14 protein-coding genes and 1 pseudogene are annotated in these 15,680 nt (G+C 69.6%); 9 read left to right on the forward strand and 6 right to left on the reverse strand.

The genetic code is table 11. From position 1 onward, the window contains the following. The first annotated feature begins 188 nt into the window (after positions 1-188). The 5 genes from BEN78_01195 to BEN78_01215 all read left to right on the forward strand — a co-directional run bounded on the left by BEN78_01195 (position 189) and on the right by BEN78_01215 (position 6,142). A complete protein-coding gene (locus BEN78_01195; GenBank protein ID ASR42229.1) occupies positions 189-1,256 on the forward strand; it encodes a transcriptional regulator in 1,068 nt (355 codons plus the stop codon). Next, complete coding sequence (locus BEN78_01200; protein ID ASR42230.1) at positions 1,253-4,615, forward strand: alpha-1 2-mannosidase; 3,363 nt, start codon at positions 1,253-1,255, stop codon at positions 4,613-4,615. The genes BEN78_01195 and BEN78_01200 overlap by 4 nt, the downstream gene beginning before the upstream one ends. Further along, positions 4,612-5,310: a Basic Secretory protein gene (locus tag BEN78_01205; protein ID ASR42231.1), complete on the forward strand. Its 699-nt coding sequence runs from the start codon at positions 4,612-4,614 to the stop codon at positions 5,308-5,310. Before BEN78_01200 ends, BEN78_01205 begins: the two co-directional genes overlap by 4 nt. 116 nt (positions 5,311-5,426) lie before the next feature. Beyond that, the gene (locus BEN78_01210; GenBank protein ID ASR42232.1) at positions 5,427-5,657 is read left to right on the forward strand and encodes a CopG family transcriptional regulator; all 231 of its coding nucleotides are present in this window, start codon (positions 5,427-5,429) and stop codon (positions 5,655-5,657) included. A 62-nt stretch (positions 5,658-5,719) separates the two neighbouring features. Beyond that, positions 5,720-6,142: a DNA-binding protein gene (locus BEN78_01215; GenBank protein ASR44819.1), complete on the forward strand. Its 423-nt coding sequence runs from the start codon at positions 5,720-5,722 to the stop codon at positions 6,140-6,142. A 20-nt stretch (positions 6,143-6,162) separates the two neighbouring features. On the opposite strand, the gene BEN78_01220 is transcribed toward BEN78_01215, so the two are convergent. The 4 genes from BEN78_01220 to BEN78_01235 all read right to left on the reverse strand — a co-directional run bounded on the left by BEN78_01220 (position 6,163) and on the right by BEN78_01235 (position 10,570). Further along, on the reverse strand, positions 6,163-7,542 hold the full coding sequence (locus BEN78_01220; protein ASR42233.1) for a glutathione-disulfide reductase: 1,380 nt from the start codon (positions 7,540-7,542) through the stop codon (positions 6,163-6,165). Beyond that, positions 7,539-8,786, reverse strand: a complete 1,248-nt coding sequence (locus BEN78_01225; GenBank protein ID ASR44820.1) for an amino acid dehydrogenase — start codon at positions 8,784-8,786, stop codon at positions 7,539-7,541. The genes BEN78_01220 and BEN78_01225 overlap by 4 nt, the downstream gene beginning before the upstream one ends. Continuing rightward, the gene (locus BEN78_01230) at positions 8,783-10,012 is read right to left on the reverse strand and encodes a hypothetical protein (protein ID ASR42234.1); all 1,230 of its coding nucleotides are present in this window, start codon (positions 10,010-10,012) and stop codon (positions 8,783-8,785) included. The genes BEN78_01225 and BEN78_01230 overlap by 4 nt, the downstream gene beginning before the upstream one ends. 78 nt (positions 10,013-10,090) lie before the next feature. Further along, complete coding sequence (locus BEN78_01235) at positions 10,091-10,570, reverse strand: peptidylprolyl isomerase (protein ASR42235.1); 480 nt, start codon at positions 10,568-10,570, stop codon at positions 10,091-10,093. A gap of 164 nt (positions 10,571-10,734) precedes the next feature. On the opposite strand from BEN78_01235, the gene BEN78_01240 reads away from it, so the two are divergent. Continuing rightward, positions 10,735-11,238, forward strand: coding sequence for a hypothetical protein (locus BEN78_01240; protein ID ASR44821.1), 504 nt, complete (start codon positions 10,735-10,737; stop codon positions 11,236-11,238). Positions 11,239-11,367: 129 nt separating this feature from the next. After that, a complete protein-coding gene (locus BEN78_01245) occupies positions 11,368-12,003 on the forward strand; it encodes a hypothetical protein (protein ID ASR42236.1) in 636 nt (211 codons plus the stop codon). 233 nt (positions 12,004-12,236) lie between these two features. On the opposite strand, the gene BEN78_01250 is transcribed toward BEN78_01245, so the two are convergent. Continuing rightward, a complete protein-coding gene (locus BEN78_01250) occupies positions 12,237-13,142 on the reverse strand; it encodes a hypothetical protein (GenBank protein ID ASR42237.1) in 906 nt (301 codons plus the stop codon). Beyond that, positions 13,139-13,513, reverse strand: a complete 375-nt coding sequence (locus tag BEN78_01255; protein ID ASR42238.1) for a PadR family transcriptional regulator — start codon at positions 13,511-13,513, stop codon at positions 13,139-13,141. Before BEN78_01255 ends, BEN78_01250 begins: the two co-directional genes overlap by 4 nt. Before the next feature lie 121 nt (positions 13,514-13,634). On the opposite strand from BEN78_01255, the pseudogene BEN78_01260 reads away from it, so the two are divergent. Together BEN78_01260 and BEN78_01265 are read left to right on the forward strand one after the other, a co-directional pair. Then, positions 13,635-14,607 (forward strand): annotated as a pseudogene (locus BEN78_01260) (peptidylprolyl isomerase). A gap of 279 nt (positions 14,608-14,886) precedes the next feature. After that, the gene (locus BEN78_01265; protein ID ASR42239.1) at positions 14,887-15,675 is read left to right on the forward strand and encodes a DeoR family transcriptional regulator; all 789 of its coding nucleotides are present in this window, start codon (positions 14,887-14,889) and stop codon (positions 15,673-15,675) included. The last annotated feature ends 5 nt before the right edge of the window (positions 15,676-15,680 follow it).

Raw genomic sequence — 15,680 nt, forward strand, 5'->3', positions numbered from 1 at the left:
ACTGCGGCAAGCATGTTCGCGATTCGAGGCACGCGAGAGCGGCAAGCGACAGTGACACCACACGCTCGGGCAAAGCCTGTTTTCAAGCGCTTGTTGCAATGCGGTTTGCCAAGCGCAGGGATTTTCTGCAGGATCGATGCACCTCTTAAAACGATCCAGCCATGACCCGATCCGAAACGCGTCGACGGGTGACCCTGGCCGACATCGCACGCGCCTGTGGCGTGTCGCCGGCGACTGTCTCCTTGGTCCTCAGTGGCAGTCCGGTGGTCGCAGCCCAGACCCGACAACGCGTCGAAGCCGAGATCCGCCGCCAGGGCTATGTCTACAACCGCAGCGCGGCGAATCTGCGCCGGAAGATCTCTACCAGCGTCGCCTTGGTTGTCAATGACCTGTCGAACCCCTTCGTCGCGGAGTTTGCCGCTGGCGTGGACGAGGCACTGGCTGGCGCCGGCTGCGTGATGTTGCTGGGCAGCAGCGGCGAGTCGGTCGAGCGCCAACGCGCGGTGCTGGCATCGCTGATCGAGCATGGCCCTGCCGGCGTCATCCTGACGCCCGCCGATGGCACGCGCGCCGACGACCTGCGCCCCGTCGTCGGCCTGCACACGCCTTTGCTGTTGTTCAACCGCGAGGTTGCCGACGGCGACTGGGACTATCTGGGTGCCGACAACGCGACCGGTGCGCGCCTCGCGACCGAGCACCTGCTGGCCCAGGGCCACCGGCGCATCGCGTTCTTTGGCGGCAGCCGCACATCGAGTTCGTTCCGCCAGCGCACCGACGGCTACCGCGCCGCGCTGGCGAAGGCCGGCGTCACGCTCGAACCGCAGTGGATCGTCGAGTGCCCGCCGACGCGGATCGCGGCGAGCCTGGCGACCGCGGCGCTGTTCGCGCGCGATCCGGCGCCGACCGCCGTGGTGGCCTACAACGACGGTGTGGCATTCGGCCTGATGATGGGCCTGCGTGCGCGCAACATCGCACCAGGCCGCGACTTCGCGATCACTGGCTTCGACGATACGCCCGAGGCCTGTGCCCAGGTGCCGACGCTGACGACACTGGCCACCGGCCCACGCGCGCTCGGACGCCAGGCGGTGGACATCGTGCTCGAGCGCGGGCGCGCACCCGATGCACCGCGACGCACGACGATCGCGCCGGTGCATCTGGTCGAGCGCGCCAGTTCGCTGACCTACACGCATGCGCCTGACGGACAACGCGCCGGCACGGCGCGTCCTCGCACCCGCAATCGGAACCCCGCGGCATGACCCGACATCTTTCGACGCGCACGCTGCTGGCGTGCGCGCTTGCCGCCGCCTTCGTGCTCCCCACGCAGGCGCAAGATGCCTCGGGCTTCGCCAGCTCGTTCGAAACCGGAGATCCCCGACCCACGACGGAGGCGACCGGCGCGCTCGCGGTGCGCGTGGGCGACGGTCCCGAAGCCCCTTATGCCGCACGGGCGGGCGCCGGCTACAGCGGCCTGCGGGCATTACGCTACGAGGCCGCCGCACCTGGTCGTCAGCGGCTGTTCGATGTGGATGTCGCCGTCGCGTCCGACACCGAACTGTCGTGGCTGGTGCTGCCGGAGATCGTCGACGGCAATACGGACGCATCGACGTGGGTCTCGCTGGATCTGCTGTTCGACGACGGCAGCCGGTTGTCGGCCCGCGATGCGCGCGACCAGCACGGTGTCCGGGTCGGCGCCGGTGCACAGGGCGCATCGAAGTCGCTGTATCCGCAGCAGTGGGCACGCAAGGCGGTGCGCCTGGGCGATGTGACCGGATTGCGCGGCCGGCGCGTGGTCGCGATCGAGCTCGACGTGCAACCGCCTGGCGGCGCTGTCGCACGTGGCTGGATCGACGACATCGCGCTGTCGCAGGTGTCGCAACAGACGCGGGCGCATCCCAGCGACTGGGTGTTGACCACGCGCGGCACCCAGTCCAACGGCCGGTTCTCGCGCGGCAACAACTTCCCGGCAACCGCGGTCCCGCACGGCTTCAATTTCTGGACGCCGGTGACCGATGCGGGCGTGCTGAACTGGCTCTATCGCTGGAACGAGCAGAACGACGCGGCCAACCGGCCGCGACTGCAGGCGCTGGCGCTCAGCCACCAGACCAGCCCCTGGATGGGCGACCGCCAGACCTTCCAGTTCATGCCCTCGCGCGATCGCGGCGTGCCCGAAGCGGACCGCCAAGCGCGTGCGCTGGCGTTCGACCGCAAGACCGAGATCGCACGGCCGCACCTGTATCAGGTGCGCTTCGACAACGGCATCGAGGCGGCCCTGGCACCGACCGACCATGCGGCGGTGTTCGAGTTCGCCTTTCCCGGCGACGGCGATGCGAATCTGCTCTTCGACAACGTCGATGCGCGTGGCGGGCTGCAACTCGATGCCGCGACCGGGACACTGATCGGCTACACCGATGTGCGCAGCGGCCTGTCCACCGGCGCGACGCGCATGTTCGTGGTCGCCCGCTTCGATACGCCCTGGCGTGCCAGCGGCGCCCTCGACACCGGCCGACCGACTGGCTACGTCAAGTTCGACGTCGACGGCGCGCACACCGTGCGCATGTACGTCGCGACCTCGCTGATCTCGGTCGAACAGGCCTGGCACAACCTCGCATTGGAAATGGACGAGGGCGACACCGTCGCCAGCGTATCGGAGCGCGCCCGGGCCCGATGGGACGCGTTGCTGGGCCGCTTCGAGGTCGAAGGCGCCAGCGACGACCAGCGCACGACGCTCTACTCCAATCTGTATCGATTGTTCCTGTATCCCAACAGCGGCGCAGAGAATGCCGGCAACGCGACGCAGCCCGACTGGCGCTATGCCAGCCAGATGAGCAGCGCCGACGACAATGCCGAGGGCAACGCGCAGCGCACCTTCGCCCCGGTGCGCGACGGCCGTATCGTGATCAACAACGGGCTGTGGGACACCTTCCGCACCGCGTGGCCGGCCTACGCGCTGTTTGCCTCCGACAACGCCGGCGCGCTCGTCGATGGCTTTCTCGAGCAGTACCGCGCCGGCGGCTGGCTGGCACGCTGGTCCTCGCCCGGCTACGCCGACCTGATGGTCGGCACCAGCACCGATGTCGCCTTCGCCGATGCCTGGCGCAAGGGCGTGACAGACTTCGATCCGGTGCTGGCCTACGAGGCCGCGCTCAAGAATGCGACCGTGGTCCCGCCCAGCCGGCACGTCGGCCGCAAGGGCATGGCCGAGGCGACCTTCCGCGGCTACGTCGACACCCGCGTGCCCGAGGGCATGTCGTGGACGATGGAGGGGGCGCTCAACGACTTCGGCATTGCCGGCATGGCGCAGGCACTGGCCGAGCGCGCCGATACGCCGCAGGCCCGCCGCCGCTACGACGAGGAGGCCGCGTACTTCCGCTACCGCGCGGCCGCCTATGCGCACCTGTTCGACCGGCAGGCCGGGTTCTTCCAGGGCCGCGATGCCGGCGGTGCTTGGCGCGTGCCATCGGCGCAGTACGACCCGCGCGTCTGGGGCCACGACTACACCGAATCCAACGGCTGGACATTCGCGTTCACCGCGCCGCATGACGGCAATGGCCTGGCCGCCCTCTACGGCGGCCGCGAAGCGCTTGCGGCCAAGCTCGATGCGTTCTTCGCCACGCCAGAGACCGCGGACCCGACCTTGGTCGGTTCCTACGGCGGCGTGATCCACGAGATGACCGAGGCACGCGACGTGCGCCTGGGCATGTATGCGCACAGCAACCAGCCGGCGCACCACATCCCGTGGATGTATCTCTATGCCGGGCAACCGTGGAAGACCCAGCGCATTGTGCGCGAGGTGCTGGCGCGGCTGTATCTGGGCAGCGAGATCGGCCAGGGCTATCCGGGAGACGAGGACAACGGCGAGATGTCGGCCTGGTATCTGTTCGCCTCGCTCGGCCTGTACCCACTGCGCATGGGCGCGCCCGAGTATGTGATCGGTTCGCCGCTGTTCGACCGCGCCCGCGTGCAACTGGGCGAAGGCCGGACGCTGGAGGTCCGCGCGATCAACAACGCCCCGGACCATGTCTACGTGCAATCGCTAACCGTCAACGGTCGGCCCTGGCATCGCACGTGGATCCCGCATGAGGTCATCGCGGCCGGCGCCACGCTGGAATTCCGCATGGGGCCCGAGCCCTCGACCTGGGGCAGCCGGCCGGAAGACGCGCCGCCCTCGCTGACGCCCGATGGCCAGGCGCCGACGACGCTGGCCGACTTGGCGGTCGCGGGCGCGCGCGCCACGGTGGCCGGCGACGAGGCAGCGGTTCTGATCGACGACGCTGCCGCCAGCGGCCTTTGGCTGCGTGGCGACGACACCGCGGTTGAAATCGCGCTGCCGCAGCCCGGCCGCGCGCACTTCTACACGCTGACCTCGGGCGAACGCACGATCCGGGACGCCGACTGGACGCTCGAAGGACGTCGCGGCAACGGCCCGTGGCGCACGATCGATACCCGCCGGGCGCAGACCTTCGAGTGGGCGCGCCAGACGCGCCCGTTCCGCATCGACACGCCGGGCGACTTCGACACCTATCGCGTGCGCTTCTCGGCACCCGGCCGCCTGCAGTTGGCGGAACTCGAACTGCTCGCCCCCTTTAACCCCGTCCCGCTGGAGACCCACCGATGACCCGCCTTGCCCGTCTGCTTCCGCTGCTGTGCCTGCTGCCGCTCACCACGGCGGCGGCGACGGAGACCACGATCGAGCGCGACGGCGTGACACTTGTCTACCGCGACGCTGCCGATGCGCTCGATACCGGCATGCGCGAACGCATCGTCGACACGTTCTTCTCGACCTACGCGCGCCAGCGTGCGGACTTCAATCCCGCAGCGGCCGACGCTGTCGACATCATCATCGACCCCGACTACGACGGCGTCGCCTTCGTCGACAACAAGGGCCGCGCGACGATGACCATCAATCCGGCCTGGCTCGTCGAGCGCCCTGGCGATGTCGACCTGGTGACCCACGAGGCCATGCACATCGTCCAGGCCTATCCCGGCTACGGCGACGGTGCGCCGGTGTGGCTGACCGAGGGGATCGCCGATTACGCCCGCGACCGCTACGGCCTCGACAACGCCGCCAGTGGCTGGGCCCTGCCCGAAGCCGTCGCCGACGACCACCGGTACGACACCGGCTACCGGGTCAGCGGCGCGTTCCTCAAATGGGCCGATACGGCGCACCCTGGCCTGGTGCGCAAGCTCGATGCCGCGCTTCGAGCGGGCGCCTACACCCCGGACACCTGGGCCGCGCTGACGGGCGAGACGGTCGACGCGAGCTGGGCCCGCTATGCGCAGGCACGCGCCGGCGGCCACAACGGCCAGTAGTCGCGCCGCACGCTCCCGATGACGACGCGGGACCCGGCGACGCGCTCGACGCGCCCGATTTGCAGAATGATGCGTGATGCGCGATGCTTGATACAGTCCGTTCTGGAGCGCCGACCATGCGCACGACCCTTTCGCTCGACGACGATGTGCTCGCCGCGGCCCGCGCGTTGGCGCAAGCACAGGGCCGCAGCCTCGGTGAGGTGGTCTCCGACTTGGTCCGCAAGGGCCTGACGCCCGCCACGCCACCGCCGCGTTATCGCAACGGGATTCCACTGCTTCCGGCCCGGCCTGGCGTGGAGCGGGCGACGCTCGAGCTGGTGAACCGGCTGCGCGACGAGGCCCCATGACAGGGGCCCGCTATCGGGTGGCGGAGCGCGCGCCCGGCTGGCCGCCGGGTGCGCCCGTCCATCTGCTCGACGTCAACGTGCTGCTGGCGTTGCTCGACCCCCTCCACTCGCACCACGACCGCGCCCACGACTGGTTCGCACGTGAAGGCGCGCAAGGCTGGGCTTCCTGCCCGATCACCCAAAACGGTGCGCTGCGGATCCTGTCCAATCCGCGCTATTCGAACCCGGCCGACTCGGTCGTCGAGGCGGCGCAGGTCTTGGCTGGCCTGTGCGCGCATCCCGGGCACCGGTTCTGGTCCGATGCGCTGAGCCTGCTCGACGCGCAGCACGTCGCGCATGATCGGCTGCTGACCTCGGGCCAGGTCACCGATACCTATCTGCTGGCGCTCGCCGTCCAGATGGGCGGGCGCCTGGCCAGCTTCGATCGCCGCCTGGTGGTCGACGCGGTCCGCGGTGGCGCGCAGGCGCTGCACCTGCTGCCCTGAGCGAGCCGAGCTGCGACAGGTCAGCGCATCAGCACCACTTCCTCCGCGCTGGTGGGGTGGATGGCGACGGTGTCGTGGAAGTCGTCCAGCGTGGCGCCCATCTTCAGTGCGACGGCAAAGCCCTGCAGAATCTCGTCGGCAGCGTCGCCGAGCAGGTGCAGGCCGACCACGCGCCGCGCCTCGCCCACGCAGATCAACTTGAACAGGCTGCACTGCGAGGTATCGGCCAGCGCCTCGATCATGGGGCGGAAGCGGCTGGTGTACACGTGCACGTCGTCGCCATGTCGCTCGCGCGCCTGCGCCTCGGTCAGACCGACCATCGCCAGCGGCGGGTGCGAGAAAATCGCGCTGGGCACGTTCTCCGCGTCGAGGCGCGCATCGGGCCGACCGCCGAACAGACGGTCGCACAACCGGCGCGCGGCCGCGATCGCGACCGGCGTGAGCGCCGGACCGCAGCCGCAGATATCGCCGACCGCATGCACGCCGGGCGCAGGCGTGTCCTGAAACGCATCGACCTGCAGATGACCCTGGGGGTCAGGCGCGATGCCGACGCGCTCCAGGCCCAGGTCGTCGGTGTTGGGGCGCCGCCCGGTCGCGAACAGCACCTGGTCGTAGTCCGCGAGCCGCTGGCCGCCATCGGTCTGGATCGCGATCCGCCCGTCGGCCTGCCGATGCAGCGCCTGCGAGGCCATGCCCAGATGCAGCACGATCCCCTGCTGGGTGTAGTTGTCCTGCAACTGCGCGACCAGTTCGGGCTCGGCCTGGCGCAACAACCGGCCGTCGCGTACGACCAGATCCACCTGACTGCCCAGGGCCTGCAGCACACCGGCCAACTCGACCGCGACGTAGCCGCCACCCACGATCGCCACGCGCGGCGGCGCCTGCGTCCAGTGGAAGAAATCGTCCGACACCACGCCCAGCGACGCGCCAGGAATCTGCGGCACGATCGGACGCGATCCGGTCGCGAGCACGATGTGCGGCGCGCGCAGCAAGGCGCCATCGGCCGTCTCCACCGCGCCCTCCCCCGCCAGCCGGCCGCGCGTGGGAAGCAACAGCACACCGTCACGATCGAGCCGCCGGCGATAGCTGGCATGGATCCCGTGGATGTAGCGCTGACGATCGGTCAAAAAGCAGGGCCAGTCGAACGCGGCACGGCCGTCGCGCGGCAAGTCGTATCCAAGTCGCGCGGCGTGGCCGATGCGCAAGCCCAGGTCGGCAGCCAGCCACATCGCCTTCTTGGGCACACAGCCGACGTTGACGCAGGTGCCGCCGAGGTCGCCCGGCTCGAGCAGTGCAACACGCCGGCCGTACTCGGCGGCTCGGAACGCCGCAGCCAGTCCGCCCGAGCCGCCGCCAACGACGATCAGGTCGAACGCCAGCGCATCGCCGGCCGTGCTCATGCGAACCTCGCCGGCGCGAAGGGGGCCGGATCGAATCCGGGCGGCGTTCCGCAGATCAAATCGCGGATCAGGTGGGCAGTGGCGACACTCATGCTGATACCGAGCATGCCATGCCCGGTCGCCATCCAGATGTGACGATGCGCCGGCGCTGCACCGATCAGCGGCAGGTCGTCGACACACACCGGGCGCAAGCCGGTCCACGTGTCCTGGCGCCGGGGCGCCGCCGGCAGATGCAGATACTCGCCGGCCGCCTGTTCGATCGCATCGATCCGCACACGGTTGAGGCTGCGGTCGTAGCCGGCGAACTCCATCGTGCCGCCCAGCCGCAGGCCGGCGTCCCAGACCGTCACGAACACGCTGCGCTCGTGCAGCACCATCGAACGCTGCGGCGCAGACGCCGGACGTGCGTACGTCATCGAGTAGCCCTTGCCCGGCTGCACCGGCACCCGCAATCGCAGCCCACGCGCGACGCCGGGCGACCAGGCCCCGGCAGCCAGCAATAGATCGCGGCCCACGAAGTCGCCGCGCGAGGTCGCCACATGCACGCCCTCGCGGGTCTCTTCGGCCGACAGCACCTCGCACTGTTCTTCCAGCGTGCCGCCCGCCGCGCGGAACGCCGCAGCCATTCCCGCGACATAGACATCGGGCCGCAGGCGCGCGTCGCCCGGAAAACGCACAACGCCGGCAACGCCTTCGCGCAGCGCCGGTTCCTCGCGCAGCGCGCGCGGGCCGTCGATCTGGTCCAGCGTCAGACCCAGCTCGCGCAGCATGCGCGCCTCGTCCTCGAAGGCGTCGAATTGCGCGCGGTCGCGGTAGACGTAGTCGATGCCAGTCGCCGCGAACTCGCATTCGATGCCGTGGTCGGCGAGCCATGCCGGGAACGCCGCGCGCGATGCCTGCAGGATCGCCGCCCGCGCGCGCGTGGCGTGCTGCCAGTCGCGGCGGTTGCAGCGCAGTGCGAACCCTGCGAGCCAAGCCCACAGCGCGGGATCGAAACGCGGTGCGATGCGCAGCGGCGCATCGCTGGCGAACATCCAGCGCAATGCACGCGCGATCGCACCTGGCGCCGCCAATGGTGCGGCATGGCTGGGGGTGATGGTGCCGCAATTGCCGTGCGAGCTGCCGCAGCCTGCGGTGCCTGCCTCGAGCACCCGCACCCGGCGCCCGGCCTCGACCAGCGCCAGCCCGCAGGCGAGGCCGACCGCGCCGCCGCCGACGATCAGCACGTCGTCGCGCGGGCTCATGCCACCTGGTACGCGCGCCGCCAAGACGGCCGGTGGCCGTAGGTCGCCCAGCGCCACAGCCATTCCACCGGCCCGTGCCGATGCCGCGCCAGCCAGACAGGACTGATCGCGAGTTGCAGCGCGAACACCACCAGCACCAGGCCGGTCTGCGCCGCGCGCCCGAGTTCACCCCAAAGACCGGCGCCGTAGCCGTAGAACAACAGCGAACACACCAGCGATTGCGCGAGGTAATGCGTCAAGGCCATGCGGCCAGCCGGCGCGAAGATGCGCAGCGCCCGCTGCCCGGAGGCCGATGTCCAGGCCAGCACCAGCAACGCGACATAGGCCAGCGACATCGGCAGCGACCCGAGTAGCATCAAGCCCGCCGACAATGCGGCGTGTGGCGCGAGCGGACTGTCGAACGACGTGCCCAGCCACACGCCCAGGGCCGTGAACAGCACCGCAGGCGGCACCGCCCAGGCCAGCAGCCGCCACCAGAAGCCGCGATGCCGGGCAGGTGCGCGCAGCCAGCCGCCGCGCAGCAACCAACTGCCGACCAGGAACACGCCGGCAATCATCGGCACCTGGAACAACTGGCTTTGCAGGCCCAGTTGCAGGTAGTCGGACACACGACGCTGCGTGATCTCGCCGAAGCTGCCGCTGGGATAGATGCGCTCGGCGGCTTCGCGCCCCGACGCCAATGCGCCTGCAAAATCGGCCAGCATCGCATCGGGCACCAGCGCCAGCAGCGCGGCGTTCGCCAGATAGAACGCCCCAACCCCGGTATAGAGCGTCAGCCCGACAGCGAGCTGCCAGCGAGGCGCGATCTCACGCATTGCCAGCAGCAACAGTCCGGCGATGGCATAGCTGTGCAGGATGTCGCCCCACCACATGAGCACGATGTGCAGCAGGCCGAAGGCCAACAGCACCGCCTGGCGGCGCAGGAACACCGGCGCGACCGGACGCCCCGAGGCGGCAATGCGCTCCCTCATCAGCGCAAAGCCCATGCCGAACAGCAGCGAGAACATCGTCCAGAACTTGCCGGCGATGAAGACGTGGACGCCCCAGGCGACCGCCCAATCCAGGCCGGTGGCCTCGGGCGGGATGCCCGCGCCCATCTCCTGCGCGGGCCGAGAGAACCCTTCGATGTTCATCGCGAACACGCCCAGCAGCGCGACGCCACGCAGGGCATCGAGGATCTCCAGCCGCTGCGCAGCGGGCACCGGCCCAGTACGGCATGCCGCGATGCGCTCATTGCATGTTCCCCGATCGACCGATCCGGCCCGGCAGCGCGACGCCTCCCCGCGTCGCCCACCGTTGACGGATCAGTGGTGGTGACCGCCGTCGCCGTGGACGTGGCCGTGCTCGATTTCCTCGGTCGAGGCCTCGCGCACTTCGACGATCTCAATGTCGAACGTCAGATCCTTGCCGGCCATCGGATGGTTCAGGTCGACATCGACCACGCTCATGCCGACCTTCTCGATCGTCACCGCGCGCGGGCCAAAGCTGGTGTTGAGCACCACCTGCTGGCCGACACTGAGCTTCTGGTCGCCAAAGTGCTTCTTGGGCACGCGCTGGGTCATGCCCTCGCGGCGCTCGCCATAGGCCTCGGCGGCGGTGACCTCGGCCTTGAAGCTCTCGCCGGCCTCGCGCCCTTCCATCGCCTTTTCCAGGCCCGGGATGATGTTGCCGTGGCCGAACAGGATCGCCAGCGGATCGCGATCACGCGACGTCTCCACCGGCGCCTGGCCAGCCTCCGCGACGCTGTAGTGGAAACGGACGACGCGGTCTTTCTCGATCTTCATGGGGGGATCCCTGGTGGCGCGGCCGCAAGGCCGCTTGAGGACGGTGGCGCACATGCGGCACGATGCCAGGACTGGCAGGTGGAATGACGTACATGCAGGCAAGTCCGCATTATCCCGACTCCGACGCGTTCGCGCCAACCGCGCGGCGCTGCGCGGTTGGCGTGCTGACGACGACGCTCGCCCTGCTCGCGCTGGCCGGCTGCGGCGGGCGCGACGTTCGCCCGACCGCGCCGGCCGCCTCGGCGCCGGCCCCGCAGCGCACCTGGAATGCGGTGTCGCCAACCGACCCGGCGGCGGCCAATGCAGTGCTGATGCGTGCGATCAGCCTGGTCGGCACACCTTATCGATATGGCGGCAACACGCCCGAGGGCGGCTTCGACTGCAGCGGCCTGGTGAACTACGTGTTCCGCGACATGCTCGATGTGCGGCTGCCGCGTTCATCGCGCGAGCTCTATGCCTACCAGGGACCGAAGATCGACGCCGATCGGCTGGCCCCGGGCGATCTGGTGTTCTTCGGCAGCGGCGGGAGCGTTTCCCACGTCGGGATCTATGTCGGCGAGGGCCGCTTCGTGCATGCGCCGAGCACCGGCGGCACCGTGCGCCTGGACCATCTGGATGGCAGCTACTGGCGCCGGAACTACACGGGGTCACGACGCGTTCTTCACTGAATAGCGAACACAAACAAGCACTTGTGCGCATTCAGTAACTTTTGCTTAACAACTCCTTCGCACAAACCCGGTAGCTTCCCCCGCTGGTCCGGAAGATGTGAAGCACACGTGACGACGACAGACGCGTCTTTGAATGGCGCTGGCGCCTCCCGCAGCCTCCTTCGCAACACCTCCGCCGCGCTGCTGCTTGCGCTGGCGACCGCCCCGGCATTCGCAGGCCCTGGCCTGGCTGCCGACTCAGCGGATCAGTTCGATCAGACCACATCGGTCGCGAAGGCGATCGTCACACCCGCCGCCCAGCTGCAGCAGCCGCAGATGCTCCTGGCCAGCGACATCAACCAACTCATCGCGATGGAAGTCGACAAGCCGGTGCAGGTCGCCGACGGCCGGGTCGAATCCCTGCTCAAGCGCGCGCTCACCCTGCTCGGCACACCCTACCGCTGGGGCGGCTCCAGCCCCGACAGCGGTTTCGACTGCAGCGGCCTGGTCGGCTACGTCTTCCGGACGGCACTGGGCATCGAACTGCCGCGCGTCTCGCGCGAAATGGCCCAGAACGGCGAACGCATCGACCGCACCTCGCTGACCGCAGGCGATCTGGTCTTCTTCGGCCGCCGCGGCAACCGCATCGACCACGTCGGCATCTACCTGGGCGAAGGCCGCTTTGTCCACGCCCCGCGCAGCGGCAAGGACGTCATGGTCTCCGACCTCGACTCCGGCTACTGGGCCACCCGCTTCCAGGTCGCCCGCCGCGTCGCCGGCGTCTGAGTCACCCGAACCCGAAAACCGGGGTCAGAGTCGCTTTTCCCTCGCCGCCACCCAACTGCGGCGAACCGGAAAAGTGTCTCTGACCCCGTTTTTTTCGTCGGCGCATACCCGGCGTCGGAGCGACGATCGCCTCCCCGCCACAAACCGGTGTCAGAGTCGAATTTGGATCCATCGACCGGCACAGCCTGCCCCGGTGCCGGCGAAAAATGGACTCTGACCCCGGTTTTTGGGGCTCAGTATTGGGCGGTGCGCACCAGCAGATGCTTGGCGATGGCGCCGTGCAGACGGCCGATGCCGCGGCACAGGTGCAGGGTGCCGAACAGCAGCAGCACGCCGATCGCCGACAACAGCGGCAGCAGGAACGGGGCTTGCCGCGGCACGTCGATGCCCGAGATCCAGAGGTTCAGGTTCAAGCCCGGCAGCAGCGACAGCGGGGCGGCGATCAGCGGCAAGGACGCGCTGAGCAGTGTCACCACCAGCGTGAAGTAGACAATGCCCAGCGGCAGCATCAGCAGCATGTACAGCAGCGTGCTCCAGGTCCGCGCGTCGGTGAACATGTCGCCGATGCGCCCGGTCCAGCTGCGACCGTGGGCCGCGTACAGCGGCCGGCGCGGCATGCGCTCGCCGAGCATGACCTCGACCAGCCGGCCCTCCACCAGCGACAACACCCGCACCGAGCCCAGGAACAGGATCAACAACGGGATCCCGACCAGCACGATGACCAGGCTGCCGGAGATCGACAGGCCCAGCACGACCCACAGAAAGTAGAAGATGCCCGTCGCCAGCGACAGCAGCATGTAGAACAGCGACGACCAGGTCCGCGGATCGGCAGCGACCCCGAAGAAGCGGCCTGCCAGCGAGCTGCGCGGCGCGGGCGCCGGCGGCCGCAGCGCGGTCTGCACCTTGACCTCGGTATCGCGGTAGATGTCGGCGACCTCGTCGGGCGCGCCGTAGCTCGAGGCCACCGCGGCGATCACCTCGGCCTCGCTGCGGCCCGGATGCTCGGCCAGTTCCGAGCGCAGGTACTCCTCGGCGTCGTACAGCGCGTCCTGCACCAGTGCCGGATCGGCGCCGGCCAGCGCGCGGCGCAGGTGTTCCAAGTACTCGGGGATGCTTTGCGGCAGACCTTGGGTGTTCATTCGATCATCCCCTCCAGGACGGCGTCGACAGAATCGCGGGTGGCGCGCCAGGCGGCGGCCCAATGGCGCAGGGTCGTCCGCCCTGCCTCGGTGATGCGGTAGTAGCGACGCGGCGGCCCGGCATCGGAGGGCGCGACGTGGCTGTCGAGCAGCCCCGCGGCGCCGAGATTGCGTAGGACCGGATACAGCGCGCTCTGCTTGCCGGCGAGCACGCCGTCGAGCCGTTCGAGCCGCTTGGCGATCTGGTAGCCATACATCGGCTCGGCACTGCCAGCCAGCACCGCCAGCAGCGCGAGCGAGACCGTGCCTGCGCTCAGTTCCTTCTGGAACTTGCGCAAGCCCGCGTCGTCCGCTTCGTCGCTTCCGGTCAATGCCTGCCCCCAAGTGTCGAGCAGGACTCTATTGCGAACTTCGCTATAGCGAATGTGCCGCTAGTCATGCGACGCGTCAGGTCGGCCACAATCGGCGCTCGACTCCACAGGATTTCTGCTCATGCGCCTGCCCTCGTCCCGACTGCGCCGTCCCGTCGCCGCCTGCGCTGCTGCACTGGCGCTGTTGATCACGGGCTGCGCCAGCACACCCGCAGCCGACGTCGCAGGCACGCGCGAGGCCGACCCGCGCTCGACCCAGGACCTGCTCGACGCCTCCACGCCAGCGGACTGGCGCACGCCCGACCCCAGGACACGCTGTATCTCGACCTGGAGACCGGCCGGGTGATCATCGAACTGGCGCCCGACTTCGCGCCCGCGCATGTGGCCAACATCCGAACGCTGGCACGCGAGGGTTTCTGGGACAGGCTGACGCTCTACCGCGCGCAGGACAACTTCGTCGTGCAGTTTGGCGACATCGTCGAGGACGGCGCCCCGGGCAAGCCGATCGGCAGCGCACGCGCGCACCTGCCGGCCGAGTTCGACCGCCCGGCCGCGGGGCTGGCATTCCATGCCTTGCCCGACCGCGACGGCTGGGCGGCCCAGACCGGATTCGCCGCCGGCTTCCCGGCCGCGCGCGATGCCGACGCGCAGGCCGGCCGCGGGGGCGTGCCTGGCTCGCGCACTGCTACGGCACGCTCGGCGCCGGCCGCGACACCGCGCCCGATTCGAGCAACGGCACCGAGCTCTATGTCGTGACCGGCCAGTCGCCGCGCCAGCTCGACCGCAACATCACCGTCGTCGGCCGCGTGCTGCAGGGCATGGAACTGCTCAGCGTGCTGCCGCGCGGCACCGGCCCGCTGGGCTTCTACACCGACCCGGCGCAGCGCACGCCGATCCGCGCGGTGCGCCTGGCCTCGGAACTGCCGCCCGCGCAGCGCACACCGCTCGAGGTGCTGCGGACCGATACGCCGCTGTTCGATGCGGTGGTCGAATCGCGCCGCAACCGCCGCGACGCCTGGTACCTGCATCCGGCCGGCCACATCGACCTGTGCAACATCACGGTGCCGGTCCGCACGCCCGTCGCGCAGCGCTGAGTCGCCGACGACAGGCCACGAGACGGTCTACCGCAAGTAGCCATGCATCAACCACCGACCTGCCGAATCATGCATACGAATGCACGATATTGCACGTTTCCGCCGACTGATCCAGACTTGCACGCTCACGTGACGGGAGTGCCTGATGTCGCAGTGCAGGGAGTTGGACGGTCGCGACTCTCGCCGGGCCGCGTCGCGACGCCGCGATGCGCCTTGGGCGCGTGACGTGAGCGCTGCGTTCGCGCACGCAGCCCCGTGCATCGCACGCGGTCGTTTTCGATGACCACCTCCGGCGATGCCCTGCCGCAGGAGCGCCAGCAGGCGATCCTGCGCCGGCTCGCGATCGAGGGCCGGGTCGTGGCGACCGAACTGGCGACCGAGTTCAGCGTGTCGGAGGATTCGATCCGCCGCGACCTGCGCGAGCTTGCCGCGCAAGGTCTGTGCCGACGCGTCTACGGCGGCGCACTGCCGCCGACGCCCGACTTCCCCCCGTTGGCCCGACGCCATCACGAGCACGCGGCGGGCAAGCGCGCGCTCGCGGTCGCCGCCGTGGCGGCCGCGCGGATCCGCCCCGGCCAGTTGCTGCTGCTCGACGCCGGCTCCACGAACAGCGCGATCGCCGCTGCATTGCCCGAACGCGAGGCGCTGACGGTCGCGACCAATGCCCCCGATATCGCCCAGACACTGATGGCCCGCGACGGCTTCGAGGTCCTGCTGATCGGCGGTCGGATCGACCCCAGCAGCGGCGCGGCGCTCGGCGCGCAGGCGATGGCGCAACTGCGCGACCTGCGCGCTGACCTGTGCTTTCCCGGCGCCTGCGCGATCGATGCCGACCACGGCATCTGGAGCGTCGACGGCGAGCAGGCCCGCTTCAAACGCCTGATGATCGAGGCCAGCGGCGAGGCCATCGTGGTGGCGACCAACGCCAAGCTCGGCACGCAGGCCGCGCACCGGGTCGCAGCGCTCGAAGCGATCGCCACGCTGGTCGTCGAACACGATGCGCCGCCTGCGCAACGCGCGCGCTTCGCCGCACGCGGCATCGCGGTGCACGTCGCCGCCCCACCCTGAGCGCC

This window comes from Xanthomonas citri pv. mangiferaeindicae (genome assembly GCA_002240395.1).
Lineage (GTDB): Bacteria > Pseudomonadota > Gammaproteobacteria > Xanthomonadales > Xanthomonadaceae > Luteimonas > Luteimonas citri_A.

Coding starts and splice junctions, on each gene's coding strand:
- BEN78_01265 (ASR42239.1), top strand. CDS start 14,887: ATGACCACCTCCGGCGATGCCCTGCCGCAGGAGCGCCAGCAGGCGATC.
- BEN78_01225 (ASR44820.1), bottom strand. CDS start 8,786: ATGAGCCCGCGCGACGACGTGCTGATCGTCGGCGGCGGCGCGGTCGGC.
- BEN78_01220 (ASR42233.1), bottom strand. CDS start 7,542: ATGAGCACGGCCGGCGATGCGCTGGCGTTCGACCTGATCGTCGTTGGC.
- BEN78_01205 (ASR42231.1), top strand. CDS start 4,612: ATGACCCGCCTTGCCCGTCTGCTTCCGCTGCTGTGCCTGCTGCCGCTC.
- BEN78_01200 (ASR42230.1), top strand. CDS start 1,253: ATGACCCGACATCTTTCGACGCGCACGCTGCTGGCGTGCGCGCTTGCC.
- BEN78_01210 (ASR42232.1), top strand. CDS start 5,427: ATGCGCACGACCCTTTCGCTCGACGACGATGTGCTCGCCGCGGCCCGC.
- BEN78_01235 (ASR42235.1), bottom strand. CDS start 10,570: ATGAAGATCGAGAAAGACCGCGTCGTCCGTTTCCACTACAGCGTCGCG.
- BEN78_01250 (ASR42237.1), bottom strand. CDS start 13,142: ATGAACACCCAAGGTCTGCCGCAAAGCATCCCCGAGTACTTGGAACAC.